At 71.4% G+C, this 21967-nt stretch carries 17 protein-coding genes; 7 read left to right on the forward strand and 10 right to left on the reverse strand.

The features are described 5' to 3' along the window. The first annotated feature begins 8 nt into the window (after positions 1–8). Genes ACZOOI_RS05685 through ACZOOI_RS05700 form a run of 4 tightly spaced genes read left to right on the forward strand, consistent with a single transcriptional unit; the run spans position 9 to position 4807 of the window. Entirely contained in the window at positions 9–1223 is a 1215-nt protein-coding gene (locus ACZOOI_RS05685; protein ID WP_465279722.1) for an ABC transporter substrate-binding protein, read from the forward strand. 30 nt (positions 1224–1253) lie between these two features. Continuing rightward, positions 1254–2129: a branched-chain amino acid ABC transporter permease gene (locus tag ACZOOI_RS05690; protein ID WP_465279723.1), complete on the forward strand. Its 876-nt coding sequence runs from the start codon at positions 1254–1256 to the stop codon at positions 2127–2129. Continuing rightward, positions 2126–4096 carry a branched-chain amino acid ABC transporter ATP-binding protein/permease gene (locus tag ACZOOI_RS05695; protein WP_465279724.1) on the forward strand — a complete coding sequence of 657 codons (1971 nt, stop codon included), beginning with the start codon at positions 2126–2128 and terminating at the stop codon, positions 4094–4096. Before ACZOOI_RS05690 ends, ACZOOI_RS05695 begins: the two co-directional genes overlap by 4 nt. 3 nt (positions 4097–4099) lie before the next feature. Continuing rightward, positions 4100–4807 carry an ABC transporter ATP-binding protein gene (locus tag ACZOOI_RS05700; protein ID WP_465279725.1) on the forward strand — a complete coding sequence of 236 codons (708 nt, stop codon included), beginning with the start codon at positions 4100–4102 and terminating at the stop codon, positions 4805–4807. 94 nt (positions 4808–4901) lie between these two features. On the opposite strand, the gene ACZOOI_RS05705 is transcribed toward ACZOOI_RS05700, so the two are convergent. From ACZOOI_RS05705 to ACZOOI_RS05735, 7 genes are all read right to left on the reverse strand, one after another. Beyond that, on the reverse strand, positions 4902–5618 hold the full coding sequence (locus ACZOOI_RS05705; protein WP_465279726.1) for an FHA domain-containing protein: 717 nt from the start codon (positions 5616–5618) through the stop codon (positions 4902–4904). A 76-nt stretch (positions 5619–5694) separates the two neighbouring features. Continuing rightward, on the reverse strand, positions 5695–6993 hold the full coding sequence (locus tag ACZOOI_RS05710) for a VWA domain-containing protein (protein WP_465279727.1): 1299 nt from the start codon (positions 6991–6993) through the stop codon (positions 5695–5697). Positions 6994–7017: 24 nt separating this feature from the next. Beyond that, complete coding sequence (locus ACZOOI_RS05715; RefSeq protein WP_465279728.1) at positions 7018–8277, reverse strand: protein phosphatase 2C domain-containing protein; 1260 nt, start codon at positions 8275–8277, stop codon at positions 7018–7020. Further along, on the reverse strand, positions 8268–10568 hold the full coding sequence (locus ACZOOI_RS05720; protein WP_465279729.1) for a serine/threonine-protein kinase: 2301 nt from the start codon (positions 10566–10568) through the stop codon (positions 8268–8270). The genes ACZOOI_RS05715 and ACZOOI_RS05720 overlap by 10 nt, the downstream gene beginning before the upstream one ends. Further along, positions 10565–11839 carry a hypothetical protein gene (locus ACZOOI_RS05725; protein WP_465279730.1) on the reverse strand — a complete coding sequence of 425 codons (1275 nt, stop codon included), beginning with the start codon at positions 11837–11839 and terminating at the stop codon, positions 10565–10567. Before ACZOOI_RS05725 ends, ACZOOI_RS05720 begins: the two co-directional genes overlap by 4 nt. After that, complete coding sequence (locus ACZOOI_RS05730; protein ID WP_465279731.1) at positions 11836–12843, reverse strand: glutamate ABC transporter substrate-binding protein; 1008 nt, start codon at positions 12841–12843, stop codon at positions 11836–11838. The genes ACZOOI_RS05725 and ACZOOI_RS05730 overlap by 4 nt, the downstream gene beginning before the upstream one ends. Beyond that, positions 12840–14150, reverse strand: a complete 1311-nt coding sequence (locus ACZOOI_RS05735; protein WP_465279732.1) for a hypothetical protein — start codon at positions 14148–14150, stop codon at positions 12840–12842. Before ACZOOI_RS05735 ends, ACZOOI_RS05730 begins: the two co-directional genes overlap by 4 nt. 433 nt (positions 14151–14583) lie before the next feature. Here ACZOOI_RS05735 and ACZOOI_RS05740 point away from each other — a divergent pair, with 433 nt between their 5' ends. Together ACZOOI_RS05740 and ACZOOI_RS05745 are read left to right on the forward strand one after the other, a co-directional pair. Next, the gene (locus ACZOOI_RS05740) at positions 14584–15573 is read left to right on the forward strand and encodes an ATP-binding cassette domain-containing protein (RefSeq protein WP_465279733.1); all 990 of its coding nucleotides are present in this window, start codon (positions 14584–14586) and stop codon (positions 15571–15573) included. A 97-nt stretch (positions 15574–15670) separates the two neighbouring features. Then, positions 15671–16513: an ABC transporter permease gene (locus tag ACZOOI_RS05745; protein ID WP_465279734.1), complete on the forward strand. Its 843-nt coding sequence runs from the start codon at positions 15671–15673 to the stop codon at positions 16511–16513. 72 nt (positions 16514–16585) lie between these two features. Here the strand turns inward: ACZOOI_RS05745 and ACZOOI_RS05750 are convergent, their stop codons facing one another. The 3 genes from ACZOOI_RS05750 to ACZOOI_RS05760 form a co-directional block, all read right to left on the reverse strand. Beyond that, entirely contained in the window at positions 16586–19771 is a 3186-nt protein-coding gene (locus ACZOOI_RS05750; protein WP_465279735.1) for an AfsR/SARP family transcriptional regulator, read from the reverse strand. A gap of 273 nt (positions 19772–20044) precedes the next feature. Next, entirely contained in the window at positions 20045–20314 is a 270-nt protein-coding gene (locus ACZOOI_RS05755; protein WP_465279736.1) for a DUF397 domain-containing protein, read from the reverse strand. Then, the gene (locus tag ACZOOI_RS05760) at positions 20311–21180 is read right to left on the reverse strand and encodes a helix-turn-helix domain-containing protein (RefSeq protein WP_391584800.1); all 870 of its coding nucleotides are present in this window, start codon (positions 21178–21180) and stop codon (positions 20311–20313) included. Before ACZOOI_RS05760 ends, ACZOOI_RS05755 begins: the two co-directional genes overlap by 4 nt. Positions 21181–21439: 259 nt before the next feature. Between ACZOOI_RS05760 and ACZOOI_RS05765 the strand changes: the two genes are divergently transcribed. Further along, complete coding sequence (locus tag ACZOOI_RS05765; RefSeq protein WP_465279737.1) at positions 21440–21883, forward strand: ATP-binding protein; 444 nt, start codon at positions 21440–21442, stop codon at positions 21881–21883. The last annotated feature ends 84 nt before the right edge of the window (positions 21884–21967 follow it).

A 21967-nucleotide genomic window follows, 5' to 3' on the forward strand; every position in this document is an offset into this window, starting at 1 on the left:
AGCACGTCATGACCCCGGCAAGTCACATATCCCGACGCTCGTTCCGCGTCACTTCCGCCGGCCTGCTCGCCGGTGCGCTCGCGTTCACCGCCGCGTGCAGCGGCAGCGCGGCGGACGACAAGAAGGGCGGATCGTCCTCCGGCACGGTCAAGATCGGCCTGACGATCCCGCTGACCGGTGTCTACGCCGCGCTCGGTCCGGACCTGCAGAACGGCTTCCAGACCTACCTGGACCAGCACGGTGGCAAGCTGGGCGGGCACAAGGTCGAGCTCGTGATCACGGACGAGGGCGACGGTCCGCAGACCTCGGTGCCCTCGGTCACCAAGCTGATCAAGCAGGACAAGGTCACCGCCGTGGTCGGGCTGACCAACGCGGCCACGGTGGCCGCCAACGTGCAGATCGTGAACGACAACAAGGTGCCGATGATCGGCGCCGTCGGGCGCCCCGGCAAGATCGACAAGCCGGACTACGTCTGGCACACCAGCTACCTCTCCGAGGAGCCGGGTGTGGCGGCGGCGCCGTACATCAAGGAGAACGTGCCCGGCACGGTCTACGCGATCGGCCCGGAGTACCAGGGTGGTTTCGACCAGCTCCGCGGCTTCACCGAGACGTTCGACAAGCTCGGCGGCAAGCTGGCGAACCCGGACGGCAAGACCAAGTGGACGCCGTTCCCGGCCACCACCAACTTCCAGCCGTACTTCACCGAGATCAAGAACTCGGGCGCCAAGGCGGTCTACACGTTCTACGCGGGCACCGCCGCGGTGAACTTCGTCAAGCAGTACAAGCAGTCCGACGTCAAGGACATCCCGCTGTACGCCGCGGGCTTCCTGACCGAGGGTGCGGTGCTCGGAGCCGAGGGCGACGCGGCCAAGGGCGTGTTCACCTCGCTCAACTACACGCCCACCCTGGACATCCCGGCCAACCGCTCGTTCGTCGCGGCCTACCAGGGCAAGTACAACGCGCTGCCGACGATGATGTCGGCGACCATGTACGACGCGGCCGCCGTGCTGGACAAGGCGATCGCCGCCGCGGGTGACAAGGTCACCCCGGAGGCGGTCAACGCCGCGATCGCCAAGACCGGCAAGGTCGACAGCCCGCGCGGCTCCTGGGAGTTCAACCCGAGCACGCACGCGCCGGTGCAGAAGTGGTACCTGCGTGAGGTCAGGCAGGACGGCACCGCGCTGAGCAACGTCATGGTCCGCGAACTCGGCACGCTCGGCTAGCGGCGGCTTCGGAGCGAAAGGGAGCGTGCCGTGGGCTGGTTCGACGACAATTTCATCCCGGCCCTGGACGGTGTGGCCTACGGGCTGCTGCTGTTCGTCGTGGCCGCGGGCCTGACTCTGGCCTTCGGCTCGGGCGGAGTCCTCAACCTCGCGCACGGCACGCTCTACGCGTTCGCCGCCTACACCGCGACCGCGGTGGCCGACGGGTCCTGGGTGGGCCTGGCGCTGGCGGTGCTCGCGGGCATCGGGGCGGGCGCGGCCGGCGGCGGGGTGCTGGCGGCGCTGACCGCGCCGATCGCCGACCGAGGGCATATGGCGCAGGCAATGCTGACCTTCGGCGTCGCCCTGGTCGGCAGCGATCTGCTGACCACCACGTTCGGCAAGGACGACCCCCAGGTCTCGGTGCCCGGCGCACTGGAGAAGCCGGTGTCGATCCTGGGCCACAACTACCCGGGCTACCGGCTCGCGTTCATCGTGGTCGCGATCGCGCTCGGGCTCGGCGGCTGGTACGTACTGGCCCGCACCCGGATCGGCGCGGCCGTGCGCGCGTCGGTGGACGACCCCGAGATGCTCGCGGCCGGCGGCATCTCGCCCGCCCGGGTACGCACCGGCGTGCTGGTCGCCGCAGGCGCCCTGGCCGGCCTCGCGGGCGGCCTGGGCGCGCCGATCATCGGCCCGTCCACATCGGTGGCCAACACCGTGTTGTTGCAGTCCCTGCTGGTCGTGGTGATCGGCGGGTTGGGCTCGGTCGGCGGCGCACTGCTCGCCGCGATCCTGGTCGGCGAGGTACAGACGCTCGGCGTGACGCTGCTGCCCGACCTCGCGCCGTATCTGCTGTTCGCCACGATGGCCGTGATGCTGATCGCGCGCACCGCGCGCTTCGGCCCGACGGGGAGCCGAGTATGACCACCCTCGCCCTGCGCGCACGTACCGCGCTGCACTCGCCGCGTGCGCGCGTGGTGGGCCGAGTCCTGGCCGTCGCCGCGATCGTGTGGCTGTTCGCGGCGCCGTACCTGGTCGGCCTGTTCACCCTCATCCTGCTGTCCCAGGCGTTGTCCCTGGGCGTGCTCGCGGCCAGCGTCGCAGTGCTCGGCGGCGGCGCCGGGCTGCCCTCGCTCGGCCAGGTCGCGCCGTACGCGGTGGGCGGCTACACGGCGGCGATCCTGGCCGAACACGGCATGCGGATCGGCGTCGTGCACACCCTGGTCGCGGCCGCCGCGGGCGCCCTGTTCAACGCGCTCACCGCGCCGATCGTGGTGCGCACGCGCGGCGTGACGGTGCTGATGATCACCCTGGCCGTCGGCGAGTTGGTGCGCACCGCGGCGGAGAAGTGGAAGTCGGTCACCGGCGGCACCGACGGCAAGTCGGGGGTGCCGGCGATCCAGCCGTTCTGGGGCATGGGCGACCTCGTCGACGACGTGGACACCTACTGGTACGTGCTGATCACCACGCTCGTGGTGATCGGGCTCACCGCGCTGGTGCTGCGCTCGCCGGCCGCGCTGCTGCTGGACGGTGCGCGCGAGAACGAGACCCGGATGCGCGCGACCGGTCACCCGGTGACCCGTTACCTCTCGATCACCTACGTCGGCGTCGGCGCCCTCGCCGGCGTCGCGGGCGCGCTGCTGATCTCGGTGCAGCGCTACATCTCGCCCTCGCACATCGGCTTCGACACCTCCTCGCTGGTGCTGCTCGCGGTGGTCATCGGCGGTGGCGCGTCGCTGGTCGGCGCGATGATCGGCGCGGGGCTGATCGTGTTCACCCGGGACTGGCTCTCCGGTCCCTGGCCCGGGCACGGCCCGCTGCTGCTCGGCGTGCTCTTCCTGATCGCGGTGTACACGCTGCCGGGCGGCCTGGTCGGCCTCACGGCGGGCGGTCCACGGGCGGCGTGGCGGGCCCTGGGTCGGGCCATCCGACCGGCGGACGAGACGGCGAAGCCGGAGAAGCCGGAGAAGCCGGACGAGACGGAGAAGCCGGAGAAGCCGGAGAAGCCGGAGAAGGCGGAGAAGCCGGACGAGACGGAGAAGGCGGAGAAGGCGGAGAAGGCGGACGAGACGGAGAAGGCCGCAGCCGATCCGGATGCCGTGCCCGAACCGGCTGCCGTGCCCGACCCGGATGCGCTGCTCACCGTCACCGGTCTGACCCGCCGATACGGCGCGTTGGCGGCCGTGGACGGGCTGGACCTGACCGTGCGCCGCGGCGCCCGACACGCGCTGCTGGGCCCCAACGGCGCGGGCAAGTCGACCGTGCTCGGCATGATCGCGGGCGCGATCCCGGTGACGTCCGGCAGCATCGTGTTCGCCGGTCGCGACATCACCGGACTGGCCCCGGCCCGCCGCTCCCGGATCGGCATCGCGCGCGCGTTCCAACAACCGGCCGTGGTGCCCTCGCTCTCCGTCCTGGACAACGTGACCCTGGCCGCCTGGCGGCATGCCGAGGTCACCGGCACGGCCTGGCGACCGGGCCGCTACCGGGCCCTGGCCGGCGAGGCCGCGACCCATCTGGAGACGGTCGGTCTGACCGACCGCGCCGACGAGATCGCCGGCGAACTCTCGCACGGGTCACGGCGGTTGCTCGACATCGCAATGGCGCTCGCCGGGCATCCGAAGCTGCTGCTGCTGGACGAGCCGGCCGCCGGTCTGACCGACACCGACATCGAGCGCCTGGCCTCCGTCCTCAAGGCGCTGCCGGCCGAGGTGACCATGGTGCTGGTCGAGCACAACTTCGCGCTGGTGCGCGAGGTCACCGACACCGTCACGGTGCTGGCGTCCGGACAACTGCTGGCCACCGGCACGCCGGACGAGATCGCGGCGGACCAGGCGGTGCGCGACACGTATCTGGGCGCGTCCGAGCCCGAGCACCAGGAAGTGGGCTGAATCGTGCTGGAGATCGGCGAACTGACGGCGGGTTACCAGGGCGGCTCGGTGCTGCACGGCGTCGACCTGAGCATTCCCGAGGGCACGGTGCACGCGCTCCTGGGCGCCAACGGGGCGGGCAAGTCCACCCTCATCCATACCGTCGCGGGGCTGCTCAAGCCCTCGGGCGGACGGGTCGAGCTGGCCGGCACCGACCTCACCGGGCGCCCCGCGCACCGGGTCTCGGTCGCGGGCATCGGCCTGGTGCCGCAGGGCCGTCGGGTATTCGCGAGCCTGACCGTGGCCGAGCACCTGAAACTGGCCCATCGCAAACACGCCGCGTGGACTCCCGGGCGGGTGTTGGAACTGCTGCCCCGACTGGGCGAGCGGGCCGGCAACCGGGGGTCCCAACTCTCCGGCGGCGAACAGCAGATGCTCGCCATCGCCCGGGCCCTGCTCGGCGGTCCGCGGTTGATCCTGCTGGACGAGCCGACCGAGGGGTTGTCCCCGGTGATCGCCGAGCAGATCCGCGGGCTGATCACCACCCTCGCCGACGAGGGCCTGACCATCCTGATCGCCGCCCCCCAACTGGGCTTCGTACAGGGCATCGCGGACCATCTGACGGTGCTGTCCACCGGCCGCGTCACCGCACGGCTGACCGCGGCCGAGGCCGCCGCCGACCCGGCCCCGATCCTGGCCGCCCTGGCCCCGGGCGTGGCCACCGTCGGCTGAGCCGTGCCCGGCCGACCGCCGGGGCGCGGCTCCCGTCCGCGCCCCGGCGCCGGTCGGCCGTCGGCCGATCGGCGCCCGTCGAGGCCGGATGGGGTCACGGGTCCACGCGTCGGATCTCCAGCGTCGTCCAGGCACCCACGTGCACCCGGTCGCCGTCCTTGAGGTGCACCGGGTCGCGGCGGACCCGGTCGTAGCCCGCGTTGATGGTGGTCCCGTTGGCCGAGCCCAGGTCCATCACCTCCCACGTGCCGTCCCCGCAGCGCAGCAACATCGCATGCCGACGGGAGACGCCCGGATCATCGAGCGGGATCTCCGGCGGGGCCGAACTCGCGCCCGCGTTGCCCCGGCCGATCCGCATCGACTCGCCGGTCAACTGCAGCGTCCGCGGCTCCTGCTCGTGCGGGAAGCGCATGCTGTGCGCGTCCGGGCCGTCCCATTCGAGCACCCGCAGGAAGTAGTCGTGGTCGGGCACCACCCGCGCCGACCACACCGTGCCGGGCAACGACTTCTCCGGCTCCCGTGGGGGCTGCGGCTTCACCGGGGGCTGCGGCTCCACCGGATCCCGCCGCTTTACCGGGAGCACCGGCTCCCCCGCCTGCGGATTCTCGTGCCCGCAGCCCTCGCAGAACTGGTCGTCCGGGGTGTACTCGGTCGCGCAGAACCGACATGTCAGCACAACTTCGTCCGGCGGCCTGTGGAGGCCGGGCCCGTCGGAGTCGTGGGGCAAGTCCCCCTCGGCGGGTATCGTGCGCCCGCACTCGTCGCAGTAGTCCGCGGCGGTGGACGGATGACCGACCGGACAGATGTGCATGAGCGGACCTCCTTCCTCTTCCGTACCCAACTCCGGGCGTGTGCCGAACCGATGCCACGTGCGGCACCGGACAGGATCAGCCCTCGCGCGGCGGCCCCACCCGGGCCGTCTTGTGCGACTCGATGTCGATGACCATCAGGTCCTCCTCGTTGTTGCGCAGCCTGCTGGTCCCGTCGGCCTCGATCTCCACCACCCGGCCGAGCAGGCGCGCGGTGTGCTCGTCGCCCGCCTCGTTGGCCAGCTGCAGGGCCTGGACCAGCCGTGCGGTCGCGGCGAGCTCGTCCCCGCGCCGGCGGAAGTCCAGGCCCTCCTGGACGGCCTCGGCCAGCTTCGCCCGGCCGGTGACCTGGGCCACCTCCGGATTGATCCGGGTGGAGAGTTCCTCGTCGTCGGTCCACTGCGCGAACACGCCGGCCTTGGCCAACTCCAGGCCGCCGGCGCCGTCCGGGAGCACCACCGAGATCTGGCACGGCCGGCGCTTGCCGCCCGGGTTGACCTCGTCCGGCTCGACCTCCAGGCACACGTGGTAGTGCTTGCTCTCGCCGCCCCACGAACCGGTCGGGTAGTCGCCGACGTTGGGTCCGACCTCGGTCCGCCGCGCGGTCAGGTCGTCGATCACCGGGTAGGTCTGCTTGACGTACTTCACCCGGGCGTTGCTGATCGTGCGCACCCGCAGCGCCACGTCGGCCACCGCCTTGCCCATCGCGTTCTCCATCATCTTGGTGAAGTCGGCGACCAGGTCCGCCGGTTCGCTCACCAAGCCGATGTCGCCCAGCAGCGCGGTGGAGATCTTGCGCACCTCGTCCACCCGCCAGTCCAGGCCGATGCCCCGACAGTCGCAGACGAACACGCCCTCGCAGTAGGCGATCGCCTCGGCCAGGTCCTGCTCGCGCTCGCTCTCGTTCTTGCCGTCGGTGAGCAGGATCGCGTGCCGGATCGCATCCGAGTGCGGCTCCAGGAGGCGGCGGGCCATCAGCAGCCACTGCCCCATCGCGGTGCCGCCGCGCGCGCGGAGCTTGTCCACCTCGCGCTTGGCCTCCTTGCGGGTGCGCTCGTCGGCGGCGACCAGACCCTCCTCGTACGGGTACACCATCGACGCCATGCCGGTGCCGGAGACCACCGCGAACAGCGTGCCGTCGCGCAGCGTGTCGATCGCGGCCTTGGTGGCCTGCTTGGCGGCCTTGAGCTTGGTGGACGGGAAGTCCATCGAACCCGAGCTGTCGACCATGATCACCTCGGCGCCGCGGGTGCTGCTGCGCACACCGGTCGGCGCACCGGAGGCCCGGATGTGCGCGACGGCGTGCACCTCGTGACCTCCCATCGGGAGGTAGGGGTTCTGGTTGACCTCGATGGTGAATTCGGGGGCGCCTGACATGAATCCGACTCCTTCGTTTCCGGGTCAGTCGTGGTCGGGTCCGCGCACCGGATCCCCGGGCGGGTTGAACGGGATCAGCGCGACGGTGATGTTGTCCGCACCACCGTGATCGAGCGCGAAGCCGGTGAGCAGACGCGCGGCGGCCAACGGCTGCTCGAGCGCGCCCGGCAGCACCATCGCCGCCAGCGTCGGCGCGACCGAGAGGTAGTTCCACAGTCCGTCGCTGCACAGCAGCAGGGCCCCGGGCCCGGTCGGCCGCAGGCTGGTCACCCTGGGCCGCACCTCGCCCGCGTCGGCGCCCAGCCAGGACACGATCGCGTGCGCGCGCCGGTCCGCGTACGCCTCGGCCTCGGTCATCGCGCCGAGCGCGATCATCCGGGTCGCCCAGGAGTCGTCCTCGGTCAGCAGGGCGGAGGGGGTGCGCCGGACCGCGTCCGCGTCCGTGCCGGGCTCGTACGGCTCGCCGACCGCCCCACGAGGCAGCGTGCTCGCACCGGGCAGCGTGTCGTCGCCGTCCGCGGGGTCGTCCGCCCCGCCGGCCGGATCGGCCAGCCAGTAGGCGCGGCTGTCGCCGACCCAGCCCACGGTGATCTCACCGGGCGTCATGATCGCCGAGACCAGGGTGCACGCGGGCGCGTTGCCCCCGTCCTCGGCGCCGGGCATCCGGGCCACCGCGCTCGCGGCGGCGGCCACCCCCGCACTGGTCGCCTTGGCCGGTGCGCACCCCTCGATCAAGGTGGCGGCCATCGTCGCGCACGCGGTCTCGGCCGCGGTCGCGGACGCCTCGTCGGGTCGCGGCGAGGAGGACACCCCGTCGCACACCACCGCGACCACATGGTCGCTGCCGTCCGGCATCCGCAACACCCGCAGCGCGGCGGAGTCCTCGTTGCGGCGGTGCCGCAGGCCACGGTTGCTGACCATGGCCACCAGGCCCAGGTCGCTCTCGACGTGATCGCGCGGGTTGAACGGCCGCCCGCACGCGTCGCACCACCCGTCCGAGCCGATCGTGGCCGTGCCGCACGCGGAACACACCGGACCGTGCCCGCTGGGCGCCACGACCCGCCGCGGCGGCGGGCGTTCGGCCACCGGAGGCACCGGGATGTCCAGGTCGTAACCACAGGACTCGCAGTACCGGTCGTCCGCGTCACCGGCGAGTCCACACGACGGACACGCCGCACCCGCGGCCGTCGGCGGCTCGGGCGGGGCGACCTCGCTCCCGTCCGGGGCGCCTCCGGGCCCGGTCGCGTCCAGTCGTCCATATCCAGCCACTCTGATCACACCCACGTCCACGGTCGCACCTCGTTCGCCCGGTCGACGAGCGCGATGCGCTCCGCATGCGTCGTCACATGCCGGGCCAGATCGCGGTAACACTTTTCCAGGGCGAACCGCAGAGGCTTTTCCTTCAACTCGCTGCCGAGCACCTTGGCGGTTCCACCCAGGTCCCCGGTACCCGAACTCCCACCCGGCGAGCCCGCCTTGACCCACTCCAGCGCCGTCTCCAGGAGTTCGACGGCGAGCCGATCGCGCGCCTCGCCCTCCAGGCGCAGCGCGCCGAGCCGATCGGAGGCCGCGGTCAGGTCGGGGCCCAACGCCTCGCCCGCGCCTCGCCCGCTGATCCGGGTGCGCAGCGCCGCGGTCTGCGCCGCGACGTGGTTGGCCGAGGTGTCCGGCACGGTCTCCAGGGTGCGCACCGCGCCCGCCCGGTCACCGGTGGCCAGTTGGCACCGGGCCAGTCCGAAGGCCGCCGCGACGTAGGCGCGGTCGGTGGCCCAGACACCGCGATACTCGGCCGCGGCCTCGTTGTGCCGGCCCATCAACTCGCGGCACGCGCCGAGCGCGATCCGCGGCGCGGGCTCGCCGGGCAGCGCGCCGCGCACCCCGTCGAAGCACTCGTGGGCGCGGTCGAGGTCGTGCTCCGAGAGTGCGGCCAGGCCCTCGAACCAGGGCAGCCGCCAGTCGTCGGAATCCAGGTCGGCGAGGAACGCGCGGGCGCGCACCACGTCGCCCTGTTCGATGCACATCCGGACCAGCCGCAGCGTGCCCTCCGGCGAGGAAATGCCCGCGGCGGTGAGCGCGGAGAGCAGTTCGTCGGGGTCGGTGGTGGCGACGGTGGCCAGCAGGTTGGCGGCCGGGTCGGCGGCGTCCACCCGGGGTACCGGCAGCGCGCCGGCGATCACCGCCGGATCGGGCGCGGGTGCCAGCAGGCCGGGTTCGGTGTTGCGGGCGGCCACCTCGGCGTGCACGACCCGGGTCTCCGGGCCGAACAGGCCGGACACGCCCGGTCGCGGTTCGCCGGTGCGGATCGCCACCACCTCGCGCAGCACCGCGACGCACTGTTCGGCCATGTCCGCCGCGGAGGCGAAGCGCAGACTCGGGTCGGGGTGTGTGGCACGCAGCAACAGCCGGTGGTACGACTCGAATTCGGTGAACAGCGGCACCTCGGACGGTGGCGGCAGGGATGCCTTGTACTTGCGGGTGTAACCGGCGAAGTAGAAGCTGAGCACCGCCATCGTGCGGCCGATCGTGAACAGGTCGGATTCCACCGAGGGTTCGGCCCGTACGGTCTCGATCTCGGGTGCCTGGTAGCCGACCGTGCCGTAGGTGAACTTGCCCGGCCGGGCCAGGTCGGTCACCGCGCCGAGGTCGATCAGCTTGAGCTGGTCCTCGGTCTGGATCACGTTGTCCGGTTTGAAGTCGCAGTAGACCAGGTTCTGTTGGTGCAGGTAGCCGAACGCGGGCAGGATGTCGATGGCGTAGGCCAGCACCTGCTCGACGGGCAGTACGGCCTTGGGGTCGGTTTCGCGCATCGACTTGAGCCGGTCCATCAGCGACAGGCCGCCGACGTACTCCATCACCAGGTAGGTCTCGTCCTGACCGGTGAGCGGGTCCGGGTGCTGCACGACGGTCTGGATGTGCACGATGTTGGCGTGCTGGATCTGGGTGAGGATGCGCTGCTCGGCCAGGGCCGCGGCGCGCGAGTCGGCGTCGTCGCTGCCGAGCAGGCCCTTGAGCACGACCCACATGTTGTGCGCGGCGGTGTCCTGTGCGAGGTAGACCCAGCCGAAGCCGCCGCGGGCGAGGCAGCCGATGATCCGGTACTGGCCGACCATGTCGTCGCGCTGGAGCTTGGGCGCGAACGAGAACGGCGTCCGGTCGCGCGGGCAGAATCCGTTCGCGACACCGGGCCGGCCGCCGCGACCGCGTCCGACCGGCTGGTCGCACTTGCGGCAGAAGCGCTTCTCCTCGGGGATCACCGGGTTGCGGGCGAGCGCGGTCTCCGGGTTGCGGCGCGGCACGTTCGGCATCTCGACCAGACCGCCGCCGAGTCGCCGGCTGGTGCCGGTGCTGCCGGAGCGGCGCGAGCTGCGCCCGGAGGCGCTGCGTGCGGACGAGGAGCCCGCGGTGCCCGCCGTACCGGACACACCGGATCGGCCGCTCCGGTGCGGCTCGGATGCGGCCGGCACCGGCACCGGGGCCGGCACCGGGGCGCCGGCGCCGAGCGGCTCCTGGCCGCATTCGGTGCAGTACCCGTCGTCGATCTCGCCCGGGCAAGGCGGACGATTGCACTTGGTCATCTCTGTTCCCCCTTGTCGTCCGCACGATCCTTGCGGTGTGCGGCGATCACCGCCTCCTGATAGCGGGTCACCACCCGTACCGCCACCTCGAGTTCACACGGTGCTCGCCACAACAACTCCTTGGCGTGGCTGTACAGCGACTCCAACACGGCTTCCTCGCCGTGTCCGCCGCGTGCGGCCATCGCCCGGTAGGACTGCACCAGGCCACGCAGTTCGTCGCGCCGGGCCAGCGGCGCCTCGATGTGCCCGCGCGTGGCCGCCAGTCGGTCCCGGGCGCCCTCGGCGTCGTTCTCCAGGGTGCTCAGCTCGCGCGAGACGCGTACCCAGTCGCCCTCGCCGCCGAGCACGGTGACCGCGCCCAACCGTTCCTTCAGCATGGCCGCCCGGAGCGGTACCTCGGGCACCCGCTTGTCGCTGATCCGACCCAGGACGTGTGCGCGCCGTCGGATGGTGTCGCCCTCCTGGTAGCTCAACTCGTCCAGCACTGCCGCGAGTCGGCGGATGCGCTCGTCGAAGCGGCCGCGGACGATGAGCAGGTGCCGCACCGCGTCGGTGACCCGGCTCAGCTCCGCCTCGACGGCAGGCACGTCCACGGTGCCGATCCGACGCTCGTCCCCGGCGGTCAGCGCCAGCGGGTCGCCCGCCACCAGGGTACGGGCCGTTTCCAGCTGGCGGCGGATCCGGTCCAGCGCGGCGGTCTGCTCGGGCACCGCGTCCGGGCCGCCGAGTTCGGCGATCCGGGCCTCGGCGGCATCGATGCCCGCGTCCACCCGGTCCAGCGTGGGCACCAGGCGCGTCCACACCGCGTCGGCGGCCTCGACGATCGCGGTCACCTCGCTCCACGCCGGTGCCATGTCCACGATCAGCTCGGCCAGGCTCATCCGGCGCACGTGCATCGCCGGATCGGTCAGCCCTCGTCGGCCGATCGGCACGTCCCGCGCGGCCAGTTCGGCGGACTGTCCCAGCAGCAGGAAGGAGAGCTCCTCCAATTCGGCCCGCTGCGGCTTGTTCCGGCGCCCGCGCAGCCCACGCACCCGGTCCAGGACGGCGCTGTACGCCTCGCGGTGTCCCCACAGCAGTGAGATCGCCCGACGGCCGCCCTCCCACTGCTCGGCGGTGCGTCCGGTCAGCGTGGCGCCTTCCAGGAGTTGTCGGCCCGGGTGGTTCTCCAACTCCATCAGGCCGGCCGTGATCCCGTCGTACTCGGCCTCGTGACGAGCCGTCAGTTCGTCGACCTCGTCGCGGCCGAGCACGCGGGGGGCTCGGTTCACGCGCTGTCCCGGTATTCGGCGGGAGGAGGCTCGGGCACCTCGGACGACAGGGTCTCGCCCAGGTAGTCCCGGTACAGCTGCTTCCATCGGCCGTTCTGGCGCAGCCGCTCCAGCACCGCGTTGACGAACCGGACGAAGTCGGCGCGGTCCTTGGCGATCGCCATGCCGTACGGCTCCAACGTGAGGTTGGGCCCGACCACGACGGTGAAGATGCGATCCTGCGCCTGCAGGCCGGCCAGGATCGTGTCGTCGGTGGTGATCGCGTCCGCCTGGCCCTGTTGGAGCAGCACCAGGCAGCCCGCCCACGTGTCGCCCTCGACCACCTTCGTCTGCGGCGCCTCGGCGCGCAGCAGGCCGATCGAGGTGGAACCGGGCACCGAGCACACCCGCATGTCGCGCGGCAGCGCCGCCAGGCCGCCGGCGTAGTCGGCGCGGTCGGCGACGCCGTCCCGTTGCACCAACAACCGCTGGCCGGCTGTGAAGTAGACCGAGGAGAACTCCACGCTCTGCCGGCGCTGACAGTTGATCGTCATGGTCTCGGCGATGATGTCCACGTCGCCGCGCGCGATCGCGATCGTGCGGTCCTCGTTGCGCACGACCCGGAACTGGATCCGGTTGGGGCCGGCGTCGCCGAAGATCGCCTTGGCCACCTCGCGCAGCAGGTCGATGTCGAAGCCGCGGAGCGCGTTGGTCCGCGGATCCACGAAGCCGAACGGGAAGCTGCTCTGGTCGATGCCGGCGATCAGGAAGCCGCGCCTGCGGAGCGTGTCCATGGTGCTGCCGGCGGGCAACGCGGTCGGCGCCGGCAGGGCGCCGTTCGGACGCAGGCTCGCGGTGACGTTCGGGCAGGACTGATCGGGACCGGGGGCCGCCCGGGGCGCCTGCGGCGCGGCCGCGAGTCGGACCGGTTGCCGAGTGCCTTGCTCACCCACTCCGGCACCGCAGCCGGCGACGGTCAGTGCGAGGGCGCATACCGCTGCGGGCAGCGCGATGCGGATGGTCATGGCCGGTTGTACCTCCCGACCTCACGACGGACGCCGTCCACGGTCGCGGCGGCGGCGAGCAGCGCCAGGACGCCCAGGCCGACGTCGAGGTTGCGCAGCGCGTTGCGGCCCGAGGCCACCGAGTGCTCGAAGTCCTTCTGGTCCTTGGCGACCGCGGCGCGCAACGCCTCGTCGATCCGGGTGAAGGCCACCCCCGAGGCGCCGTCGGCCTTGGTCACCCGGGCGACGGCCTGCTCGAACTCGCCATTCTTGTAGAGGGTGGCGACGTCCGCGTGAGCCTTCCTCCAGTCGGCGGCGGCGGCCTGCGCGGCCTTGACCCGCTCGCGTGTGACCGGGTCCGAAGCTGCGGCCCGCTCGGCCAGGGCCAACATGCCGACCACCGAGGGTCGACCGTTGTCGGCCGGGACGCCGGCCAGCCGACCGAACACGTCCTTGAAGTCGTCCTCGTACTGACCGTTGTCGCTGCCGCGCATGACCAGGGTCAGGCTCTCGTCGCCGTGGGCCTGCAGGGCCAGGAAGCGGGCCTGGGCGAGCGTCTCGACCGGCCCCCATCCGTCGCTGCGGCTGCGGTCGAGGTCGCTGCGCGAGGAGTCGGTGCCCACCCACAACCACCCGATGGACACCAGCGTGGCCAAACCGGCGATCGCCAGGCCGATGTTGATCCGGCGGTGCGTGCGCCGCGCGAAGAACCACAGGGCGGCGCCGAAGGACACCAGGCTGACCAGGAGCAGGACCAGCGGCACCCACGGGGTCGAGGCGGCGTCGCGGTGGTCGTCGGCCAGGCGCTTCTCGGCCATCTCGTGCAGCTTGGTGGCGGCGGGCAGGATCTTGGCGCGCATCACGTTCTTGGAGGCGGAGCGCAGGTAGGCGGCGCCGACCGTGTTGCCCTGCCGGGTCTCGGCGCGGGCGCGCTCGACCAGTCGGGCGTACTCGGGCAATTGCACACCGATCACGGTGAGTTGTTCGGCCACCTTGCCGGAGGCGCCCGCGGCGGTCGCCTGGATCAACGTGCTCGAGGCGGTGTCGATCGCCTGCTGGTAGCGCCGTCGCACGTCCGTCGACTCGACGCCGCCTTCGAGCAGCCCGGCCGCGGCGGTCGCGTCGGCGTCGGCGAGGGCCCCGTAGATCTCCTGGGTCTTGACGCCGAGCGGTTCGCTGCCGGTGGCCACCGCCTTGGCCGCGTCCGCACGCTGCCCCACCGCCAGCACCGCGAACAGGCCCGCCAGCAAGCTGATCAGCACCAGCACCACGCCGGTGGTGAGCATCAGGCCCGGGGTCGTGCCGCCGACTCGCACGAGTCGGCGCACGGATATGTTCCGGGATCGAATCAGCCCGTTCGAACGGCCTGTGCCCCGTGCGGGCACTCCCGGGCCCGGTGCCTGCGAAATCGGAACGGCTGCCGCCAACGCTCTGCCTCCCCCACCTGTCGCGTGTGCCCCTTGTCGGTCCCCCGACCCACGTCCACCGACCGTCGATGTGCCCGGCGAACGGCCCTACTCCGAAGTTATCGCGAGCGTGTGGCGGCTCCCGATGGTCTTCCCTCGTTCTCCCCGCAAGGACCCTCGGGCCAGGACATTACCGCTGCCCGGGCCCGGGACGGTCGCGGCACCGTGTCAGTTCGGTGCCGGCGATGCCGGCCCGGTGTGCGCGGGATATCAGCGGGTGGATCGAAGCTGATGGGCAACGGACGACGAACCGACGTCGCACACCGACGACGAACACCCGACGGGGAGCAACCCGATGACTTACGCGATCGAGACCGAGGGCCTGGTCAAGCGGTACGGCACGACCACCGCGTTGGCCGGGGTCGATCTCCAGGCCGAGACCGGTACCGTGCTGGGTCTGCTGGGCCCCAACGGTGCGGGCAAGACCACCATGGTCCGCGCGCTGGCCACGTTGATCACGCCGGACGCGGGCGTCGCCCGGGTGGGCGGGTTCGACACGGTCCGGCAGGCGCACGAGGTGCGCGGGCTGATCGGGTTGACCGGGCAGTACGCGTCGGTGGACGAGGAGATGACCGGTTTCGAGAATCTGCTCCTGCTCGGCCGGCTGTTGAACCTGTCCCGCGGCGAAGCGAAGGCGCGGGCCCGCGAGTTGCTCGCCCGCTTCGAGCTGACCGAGGCCGGCGGCCGGACACCGGACACCTATTCGGGCGGTATGCGTCGTCGACTCGACCTGGCCGCCTCGCTCGTCGGGCGTCCCGCGTTCCTCTACCTGGACGAGCCGACCACCGGACTCGACCCGCGCAGTCGGGGCGACGTGTGGCAGATGGTGCGCGAGCTGGTCCGCGACGAGGGCGTGACCGTGCTGCTGACCACGCAGTATCTGGACGAGGCCGATCAGCTGGCGAGCGACATCGTGGTGATCGACCACGGCCGGGTGATCGCACAAGGCACCTCGGACCAGCTCAAGGCCCAGGTCGGCGGTCAGAGCCTGGAGGTCCGCCCGGCCGACCCGGCCCGAATGCCCGACGTGGTCGCGTTGCTGCGCGAACTCACCGGTCGGGAGCCGATCGTGGAGAGCGAGCGCGGTCAGGTCACCGTGGCGGTCTCGGACGAGGACCTGTTGCCGGTCGTGGTCCGCCGACTCGACGAGGCGGGTATCAGGGCCACCGAATTCGCGCTGCGCCTGCCCAGCCTGGACGAGGTGTTCATGACCGTCACCGGGCACCGCAGCCAGGATTCGACCGAGCGCGACGAAGGGTCGGCCGACCGGAAGAAGGCGGCATGAACGACCTCCAGGATCTGTACGGCACCCGGGTGCTGCCGCTGCTCGCCGTCCTCCTGCTGACCATCTCCCACCTGGCCCTCGTCCTAGGAGCCTCCCGATGACCACCACCACCGTCCGTCCCACCGAGGGCACGCCTGCGCACAAGCCCCACCAAGCCGCCCGCGTGCCACACCGCAACGACGCGAGCGCGTTGGTGCGGCACACGCTCACCCTCACCTGGCGCAGCCTGGTGAAGTTGAAGAAGCAGGGCGAACAACTGATCGACCTGACGCTTCAGCCGATCCTGTTCCTCGTGATGTTCGTGTACCTCTTCGGCGGTGCGATCGAGGGCAGCACGCACGACTATCTGCAGTTCGTGCTGCCGGGCGTGCTGGTGCAGACCGTGGTGTTCGCCTCGGTGGGCACCGGCGTCGGCCTGTGCACCGACATGTCCACGGGTGTGTTCGACCGTTTTCGCAGCCTGCCGATATCGCGGATCGCACCGCTTGCCGGCACCGTGCTCGGTGACGTGCTGCGCTTCCTGGTGGCCGTCGGGTCGGTGTTCGTGTTCGGCTCGATCATCGGCTTCCGGTTCCAGACCAACGTGTTCGCGGTGGCCGCCGCGGTCGGTCTGGTACTGCTGTTCGCGTTCGCCTTCTGCTGGGTCGTGGCGCTGCTCGGAGTGACCATGAAGCAGCCGCGCAGCGTGCAGGGCGTGTCGTTCCTGATGATGTTTCCGCTGACCTTCGGCTCGAACCTGTTCGCCAAGACCTCGACGATGCCGGGCTGGCTGCAGGCGTGGGTCAAGGTCAACCCGATCACCGAGGTGACCAACGCCGCGCGCGGGCTGCTCACCGGCGGGCCGGTGGCCCATCACGCGACCGTGGCGGTGATCTGGGCGTTCGGTCTGATGCTGGTCTTCATCCCGCTGACCCTGCGGCAGTACAACCGCCGGGTCTGACGCCCGATGCCCACCCGCGTCGAGCGGGCTTCGGGTCGCCCGCTCGTAAGTCGCCCGGACCGCCCCGGCACCTCACGGTGTCGGGGCCGCGGGCGGTTCCGGCTTGATCAGCTCGATCGCCTCGGCCAGGCCCAACGCCGAGCCGATCGCCCTGACCCGGGCGAACTCCTCGGCTCCCATCCGCGTTTCGAGTTCGCGACGGACCCGGTCGGCGTCGATGTCGCCCAGATCGGGGTGGCCGCGCACCACCTGCGCCGCGCCCAGCAATGTCGCCGCGCGTTCGAACTCGCCGACGGCCAGGGCCAGTGCGGCGAAGCCCTCGACACACAAGCCGAGCACCGGCATGTCCTGGCCCTCCATCGCGTACGGGACCGCCGTCTCGAGGTGCAGCCGGGCGGTATCGAGGTCACCGCGCCCGCACGCGACGTGCGCGCGGCCGATGTGCAGACTTCCGATCAGCTGCGGGGGCAGCAGCCGCGCGTTCGGCAATGCCGCGAAAGCGCTCTCGTAGCGGCGTTCGGCCTCGTCGAAATCGCCTACGAAGCGCGCCAGTTCGCCCAGCCCGAGTTCGCCGAACAGGTGCGACAACGGAGTCACGTGCGTCTCGACGCGCTGGTTGAGATCGACCATCACCTGCCGCGCGCGGTCGATGTCACCGGCCCGGGCGTGGATCATGCCCCGACGGAGCATGAGTTGCGGGATCTCATCCTCCGCCTGAAGCTCGCGCAACAGTTCCAGCGCCTCGTCCACGGCGGCCAACGCGCCGTCGAAGTCGGACATGAACATCAACAGTTCGGCCAGTCCCGAGATCGCGGAGGCGCGTCCCCAGCGGTCACCCATGGCGTTGAAGCGGTCCCGGGCGTCGGTCAGGAAGGTGACCGCTTCCTCCGGGTGACCGAGATTGACCGCGAAATGCCCGCGCATCAGCCGGGCCATCGCCTGGGTCCACTCGTCGCCGAGGGCGTCGGCCTCGATCAGCGACTCGCTCAGTGCCGCGTTGTCCTGACGCACCACTGCGGCCAGCATCTCGATGAACACCGGCAGCACCGGTTTCACATTCGCGCCCAGTCGCCGGATGATCAGCCGGGCCCGGGCGTAGGCGCGGACGGCGTCCCATCGTTCGCCGGCCGAGAAGGAGTGCAGCGCGTGGAAGGCGAGCGCGCCGGCGAGCTTGTCCAGCGGCACGGGGCCGGGAATCGCGAGCCCCTCGTGGCCCCACGCCTGTGCCTCGCCGTGGTTGCCGCGCATCGCCCAGAACCAGGACAGCGCGTCGATCAGCCGGACCGCCAGTTCCGCGTCCGCGTGGTCCACCGCGTAGCGCAGCACCACCGCCAGGTTGTCGTGCTCGGCGGCGAGCCGGTTGATCGCCTCGATCTGTCCGGGCCCGCGCAGCCGGGCGTCCGCCTCCTCCGCATAGCGGGTGAACCACCGCGCGTGCCGGTCGGCGGTCGCCTGCGTCTCGCCCGCGTCGGCCAGCCGCTCGCTCGCATACGCCTGGATCGTCTCCAGCAACCGGTAGCGGGTCTCGGTGGTGCCGATCACGTCCACCAGCGACTTGTCCACCAGTCCGGCCAGCAGGTCCAGCACGTCGGCCGCGGCGAAGTCCGCCCCGGGCAGCACCGCCTCGGCGGCCTCCAGCGTGGTGCCGCCGGCGAACACCGACAGCCTGCGCAGCGCGACCCGCTCACGCTTTTCCAGCAGGTCCCAGCTCCACTCCACGACCGCTCGCAGTGTCTGGTGCCGCGGCAGCGCGGTCCGGCTCCCGCCGGTCAGCAGCCGGAACCGGTCGTCCAGCCGGCAGGCGATCTGGGTGGGGGTGAGCGAGCGGGTGCGGGCGGCGGCGAGTTCGATGGCGAGCGGTTGTCCGTCCAGACGCCGGCAGATCTCGGCGACCGCGCCGATCGTGTCGGCGTCGATCACCAGGCCCGGGCGGACCGCGCGGGCTCGATCGGCGAACAGCCGCACCGACGCGTAGGCCATGCCCTCGGCCGCGTCGACGTCCACCGGCGGCAGCGCGAGCGGGCCCAGCGGGCACAACATCTCGCCGTCGATGCCCAGCGGTTCGCGGCTGGTGGCCAGGATGCGCAGGGCGGGCGTGCGGGCGAGCAACCGGCCGGCGAGGGACGCCGCGGCGGCGATCAGGTGCTCGCAGTTGTCCAGGATCAACACGCTGGGTCGACCGGCGAGCAGTTCGACGATCCGGTCCACGACGTCCCGACCGGAGCCGGGCACGTGCGTGTCCAGCAGTCCCACCTCACGCCGCCCGAGCGCGGTCAGCACCGCCTGCGGGAGATCCAACGGGTCGAGTACGGGCGCGAGTTCGACGAACCAGATGCCGCCGTCCACGCCTTCGCCACGAGCCGCGATCCGGGCGCCGGTCTCGGTGCTCAGCCGGGTCTTGCCCGCCCCGCCCGGACCCACCACGGTGACCAGGCGCGACTCGTCGAGCAGTCGGTCGACCCGGACCACCTCGTCCTCGCGCCCGACGAAGGTGGTCAGCCGCGCGGGCAGGTTGCCCGGCGCCGGGCGGGTGGCGGCCGAGACCCGGTCGGCGGATGGCGCGGCCGGGGTCGCCGGGCGCGGGTCGCCGCCGCGCAGCACCGCGAGGTAGGCGGCCTCCAGGTCCGGCGAGGGGTCGATGCCCAGTTCGTCCGCAAGCCGCTCGCGCAGGTCCTGATACAGCGTCAGCGCATCGGCCCGGCGGCCCTCTTCGTGCAGCGTGCGGATCAGCAGTGCGTACAGCCGCTCGCGCAGCGGGTGCTCCCGGGTCAGCTGTTCCAGCTCGGCGGCCAGGCCCCGGCTGCGGCCGAGCGTCAGCTGGGCCTGGGCCCGGTCCTCGATCGCGCCGAGCCGCTGCTCGGCCAGCCGGGCGGCGGGACCGATCGCGAACGAGGCGTCGGCGGCGTCGGCCAGCGCCGGGCCTCGCCACAGCGCGAGCGCGCGGTCCAGGGTCTCGGCGGCGCCCGCCGGGTCGCGCTCGCCCAACTGCCGGCGACCGCGGACGGCGAGCGTGCCGAACACGTGCGCGTCCACCTCCTCGGGCCGGATGCGGAGCAGGTAGCCGGCCGGTCCCGAGTCGAGTTCGACGGGCAACTGCCGGCGCAGCCGGGAGATCAACGACTGCAACGCGTTGCCCGCCCCGGCGGGCGGCTCGTCGCCCCACACGGCCGCGATCAGCCGATCCGCGGAGACCGGCCTGCCGGGGTCCAGCGCAAGCCGGATCAGCAGCGCACGCAGTCGCGCGCCGCCGATCGTCACGGATCGACCATCGTCGTCCCACGCCTGGAGTGGGCCAAGCACCGAGATCTGCACCCCACCACTCTTCCACCCCGATGCGCTGCCGGAGCGAGCCGCAGCAGCGCACGGAGTGAAGTGGGGGGTCGGCGACGGAGAGTTGCGCTTTGGGAGCGTCCCGGGGCACGGGAACCCGGGACGATCATCTGGAGAATTCACTCTTTCGTGGGATTAATTCCCACTCTTGGGAGTGAGGAGCGCGAACAATCAACCGTTCGGTATCGGAACGGAGACGACTCAGGCGCCGATCCCACCGATAAAGGTCTGCCACGCACCGGCTTCCATCTGGAGCACCGGACCGGCGGCAACTTTCGAGTCGCGCACCAGGACCGCACGCGCGACGGGGGCCGTCTCGACGCAATTGCTGGTGGCGCCACTGTAAGTGCTCCGCCGCCAAGCGTGGCCGGCGAAAGCGCTGTGACCTGCTGCTTTGAGGTCTTCTTGGGAATCTGCGGGGATACTCGGGGAATCGAACCGGAAATGCGCACCCGGGTTTGTGTTGCTCAAGACAATTCCTTTGCTGCGAGCTCGATCATGGACAAGGATTCACCGTACGACAGCGCCGAAGCGCGGATGTCCTCAAACAAACGCTCATAGACACTGACGTGTTCGGGCTCCTCCAGATAGAGGCTACTCGTATGCGTGTCGAGGACGACCACATCCAGATCGGAAAGCGCGGGGAATCCGATGATCGCGAATGAACCCTCGATCGCGGGGTGTGCGCCCGCCGAGAACGGGAGGATCTGCAGCCGCACGTGTGGCCGGGCGGCGGCGGCCATCAGGTGCTCCAACTGGGCCCGCATCGTCTCCCGGCCGCCCACCACGGTGCGCAGCACGGACTCCGAGATCACCACGGTGAGCCGGAACGTGGCCTCGCCGTGCGGCCCGACCCGATCCAACACCGCCTGCCGCTCCTGCCGGACCCGGACCAGCATGTCCACCTGCTCGGCGGACATGTCCTCGCGGACCGCGGCGATCACCGCCCGGACGTAGTCCGGCGTCTGCAACAGGCCGGGAATGAGCGAGAGTTCGAATCCGCGCATACCCGAGGCCTCGGCCTCCAGGCTGAGCAGTTCGGCGTAGGAGCTGGGCAGGATCGACGAATAGCTGTGCCACCAGCCGCGCTTCTTGGCCTCGCGCGCCAGGGTGAGCAGCGAATCCCGCTCCTGCTCGTCCTCGACCCGGTACAGATCCAGCAGAATCCGCAGGTCCACCGGTCGTACCCCGCTGCGGCCCAATTCGATCCGACTGACCTTGGAATCCGAGCACTCCAGGCGCACGGCGACATCTTCGAGGCTCAGGCCGCGCGCTTCGCGCAACCGGCGCAGCTCGGTCCCGAGCCTGCGCTGTCGAACGGTCGGATTGGGCGCCATGGCCACGCCGCACCTCCACTTACACGCTGTTCACGCACCGAACCGGAACGTCGGCGCGTCCGATCGGGGGACAGTGTGCCCTACTGCGGGTGGAAGTGTGGTTACTACCGGAAACTTCCCGTCGGTCCAAGAGTGGGAGTTGCACACTCATTCACGACCGGGCACGCTCCATGCCGGCCATGACTTACTGTTGTCAACGGGTCGCTCTGGGTGCATGCCCCGGATCGTGCGACCCCCTGCCGCACGTCCGGAGGCCGACATGCCGGTGATGGCGGAGGACGTCCGTCACTATTGCGTTCAGCTCGCCGCCTCGACCCTGGGGGTCGGCCGAGTCCGCCGGGCCACCAAAAAGGTCCTGCACGACTGGGGCCTGGCCGAGTTGGTCGACGTCGCGGAGGTACTGCTGACCGAACTGCTGACCAACGTGCTCGTCCACGTCGGGCCCGGGGCCTGGCACGCGCTGACCCTGCTGCACGACGGCGACCTGCTGCGGGTGGAGGTGCGCGACTCGTCACCGCGCATGCCGGTCGCCCGGGTCGGCGAGTGGGACGAGGAGTCGGGGCGGGGCCTGCGGATGATCGAGGGCCTGGCGCACGCATGGGGTGCCGACCCTCTCCCGCCGGGCAAGGTGGTCTGGTTCACCCTGCCGGACACCGTGTGCCCGACCCGCTGCGAACGACTCCGGGTGAGCGACGCGGTGTGATCGCCTTCGCGTGACCGCCTTGGTGCGAACCACGCCGTGTGACCGGACCCCGCGCACGGCGACATCGGGTGCCCGACCTCCGTG

This window comes from Embleya sp. L77 (genome assembly GCF_055557415.1).

Excerpts from the sequence above, each read along its gene's own strand:
- ACZOOI_RS05685 (WP_465279722.1), top strand. The coding sequence starts at position 9 with ATGACCCCGGCAAGTCACATATCCCGACGCTCGTTCCGCGTCACTTCC.
- ACZOOI_RS05695 (WP_465279724.1), top strand. The coding sequence starts at position 2,126 with ATGACCACCCTCGCCCTGCGCGCACGTACCGCGCTGCACTCGCCGCGT.
- ACZOOI_RS05705 (WP_465279726.1), bottom strand. The coding sequence starts at position 5,618 with ATGCACATCTGTCCGGTCGGTCATCCGTCCACCGCCGCGGACTACTGC.
- ACZOOI_RS05710 (WP_465279727.1), bottom strand. The coding sequence starts at position 6,993 with ATGTCAGGCGCCCCCGAATTCACCATCGAGGTCAACCAGAACCCCTAC.
- ACZOOI_RS05720 (WP_465279729.1), bottom strand. The coding sequence starts at position 10,568 with ATGACCAAGTGCAATCGTCCGCCTTGCCCGGGCGAGATCGACGACGGG.
- ACZOOI_RS05730 (WP_465279731.1), bottom strand. The coding sequence starts at position 12,843 with ATGACCATCCGCATCGCGCTGCCCGCAGCGGTATGCGCCCTCGCACTG.
- ACZOOI_RS05740 (WP_465279733.1), top strand. The coding sequence starts at position 14,584 with ATGACTTACGCGATCGAGACCGAGGGCCTGGTCAAGCGGTACGGCACG.
- ACZOOI_RS05745 (WP_465279734.1), top strand. The coding sequence starts at position 15,671 with ATGACCACCACCACCGTCCGTCCCACCGAGGGCACGCCTGCGCACAAG.
- ACZOOI_RS05760 (WP_391584800.1), bottom strand. The coding sequence starts at position 21,180 with ATGGCGCCCAATCCGACCGTTCGACAGCGCAGGCTCGGGACCGAGCTG.
- ACZOOI_RS05765 (WP_465279737.1), top strand. The coding sequence starts at position 21,440 with ATGCCGGTGATGGCGGAGGACGTCCGTCACTATTGCGTTCAGCTCGCC.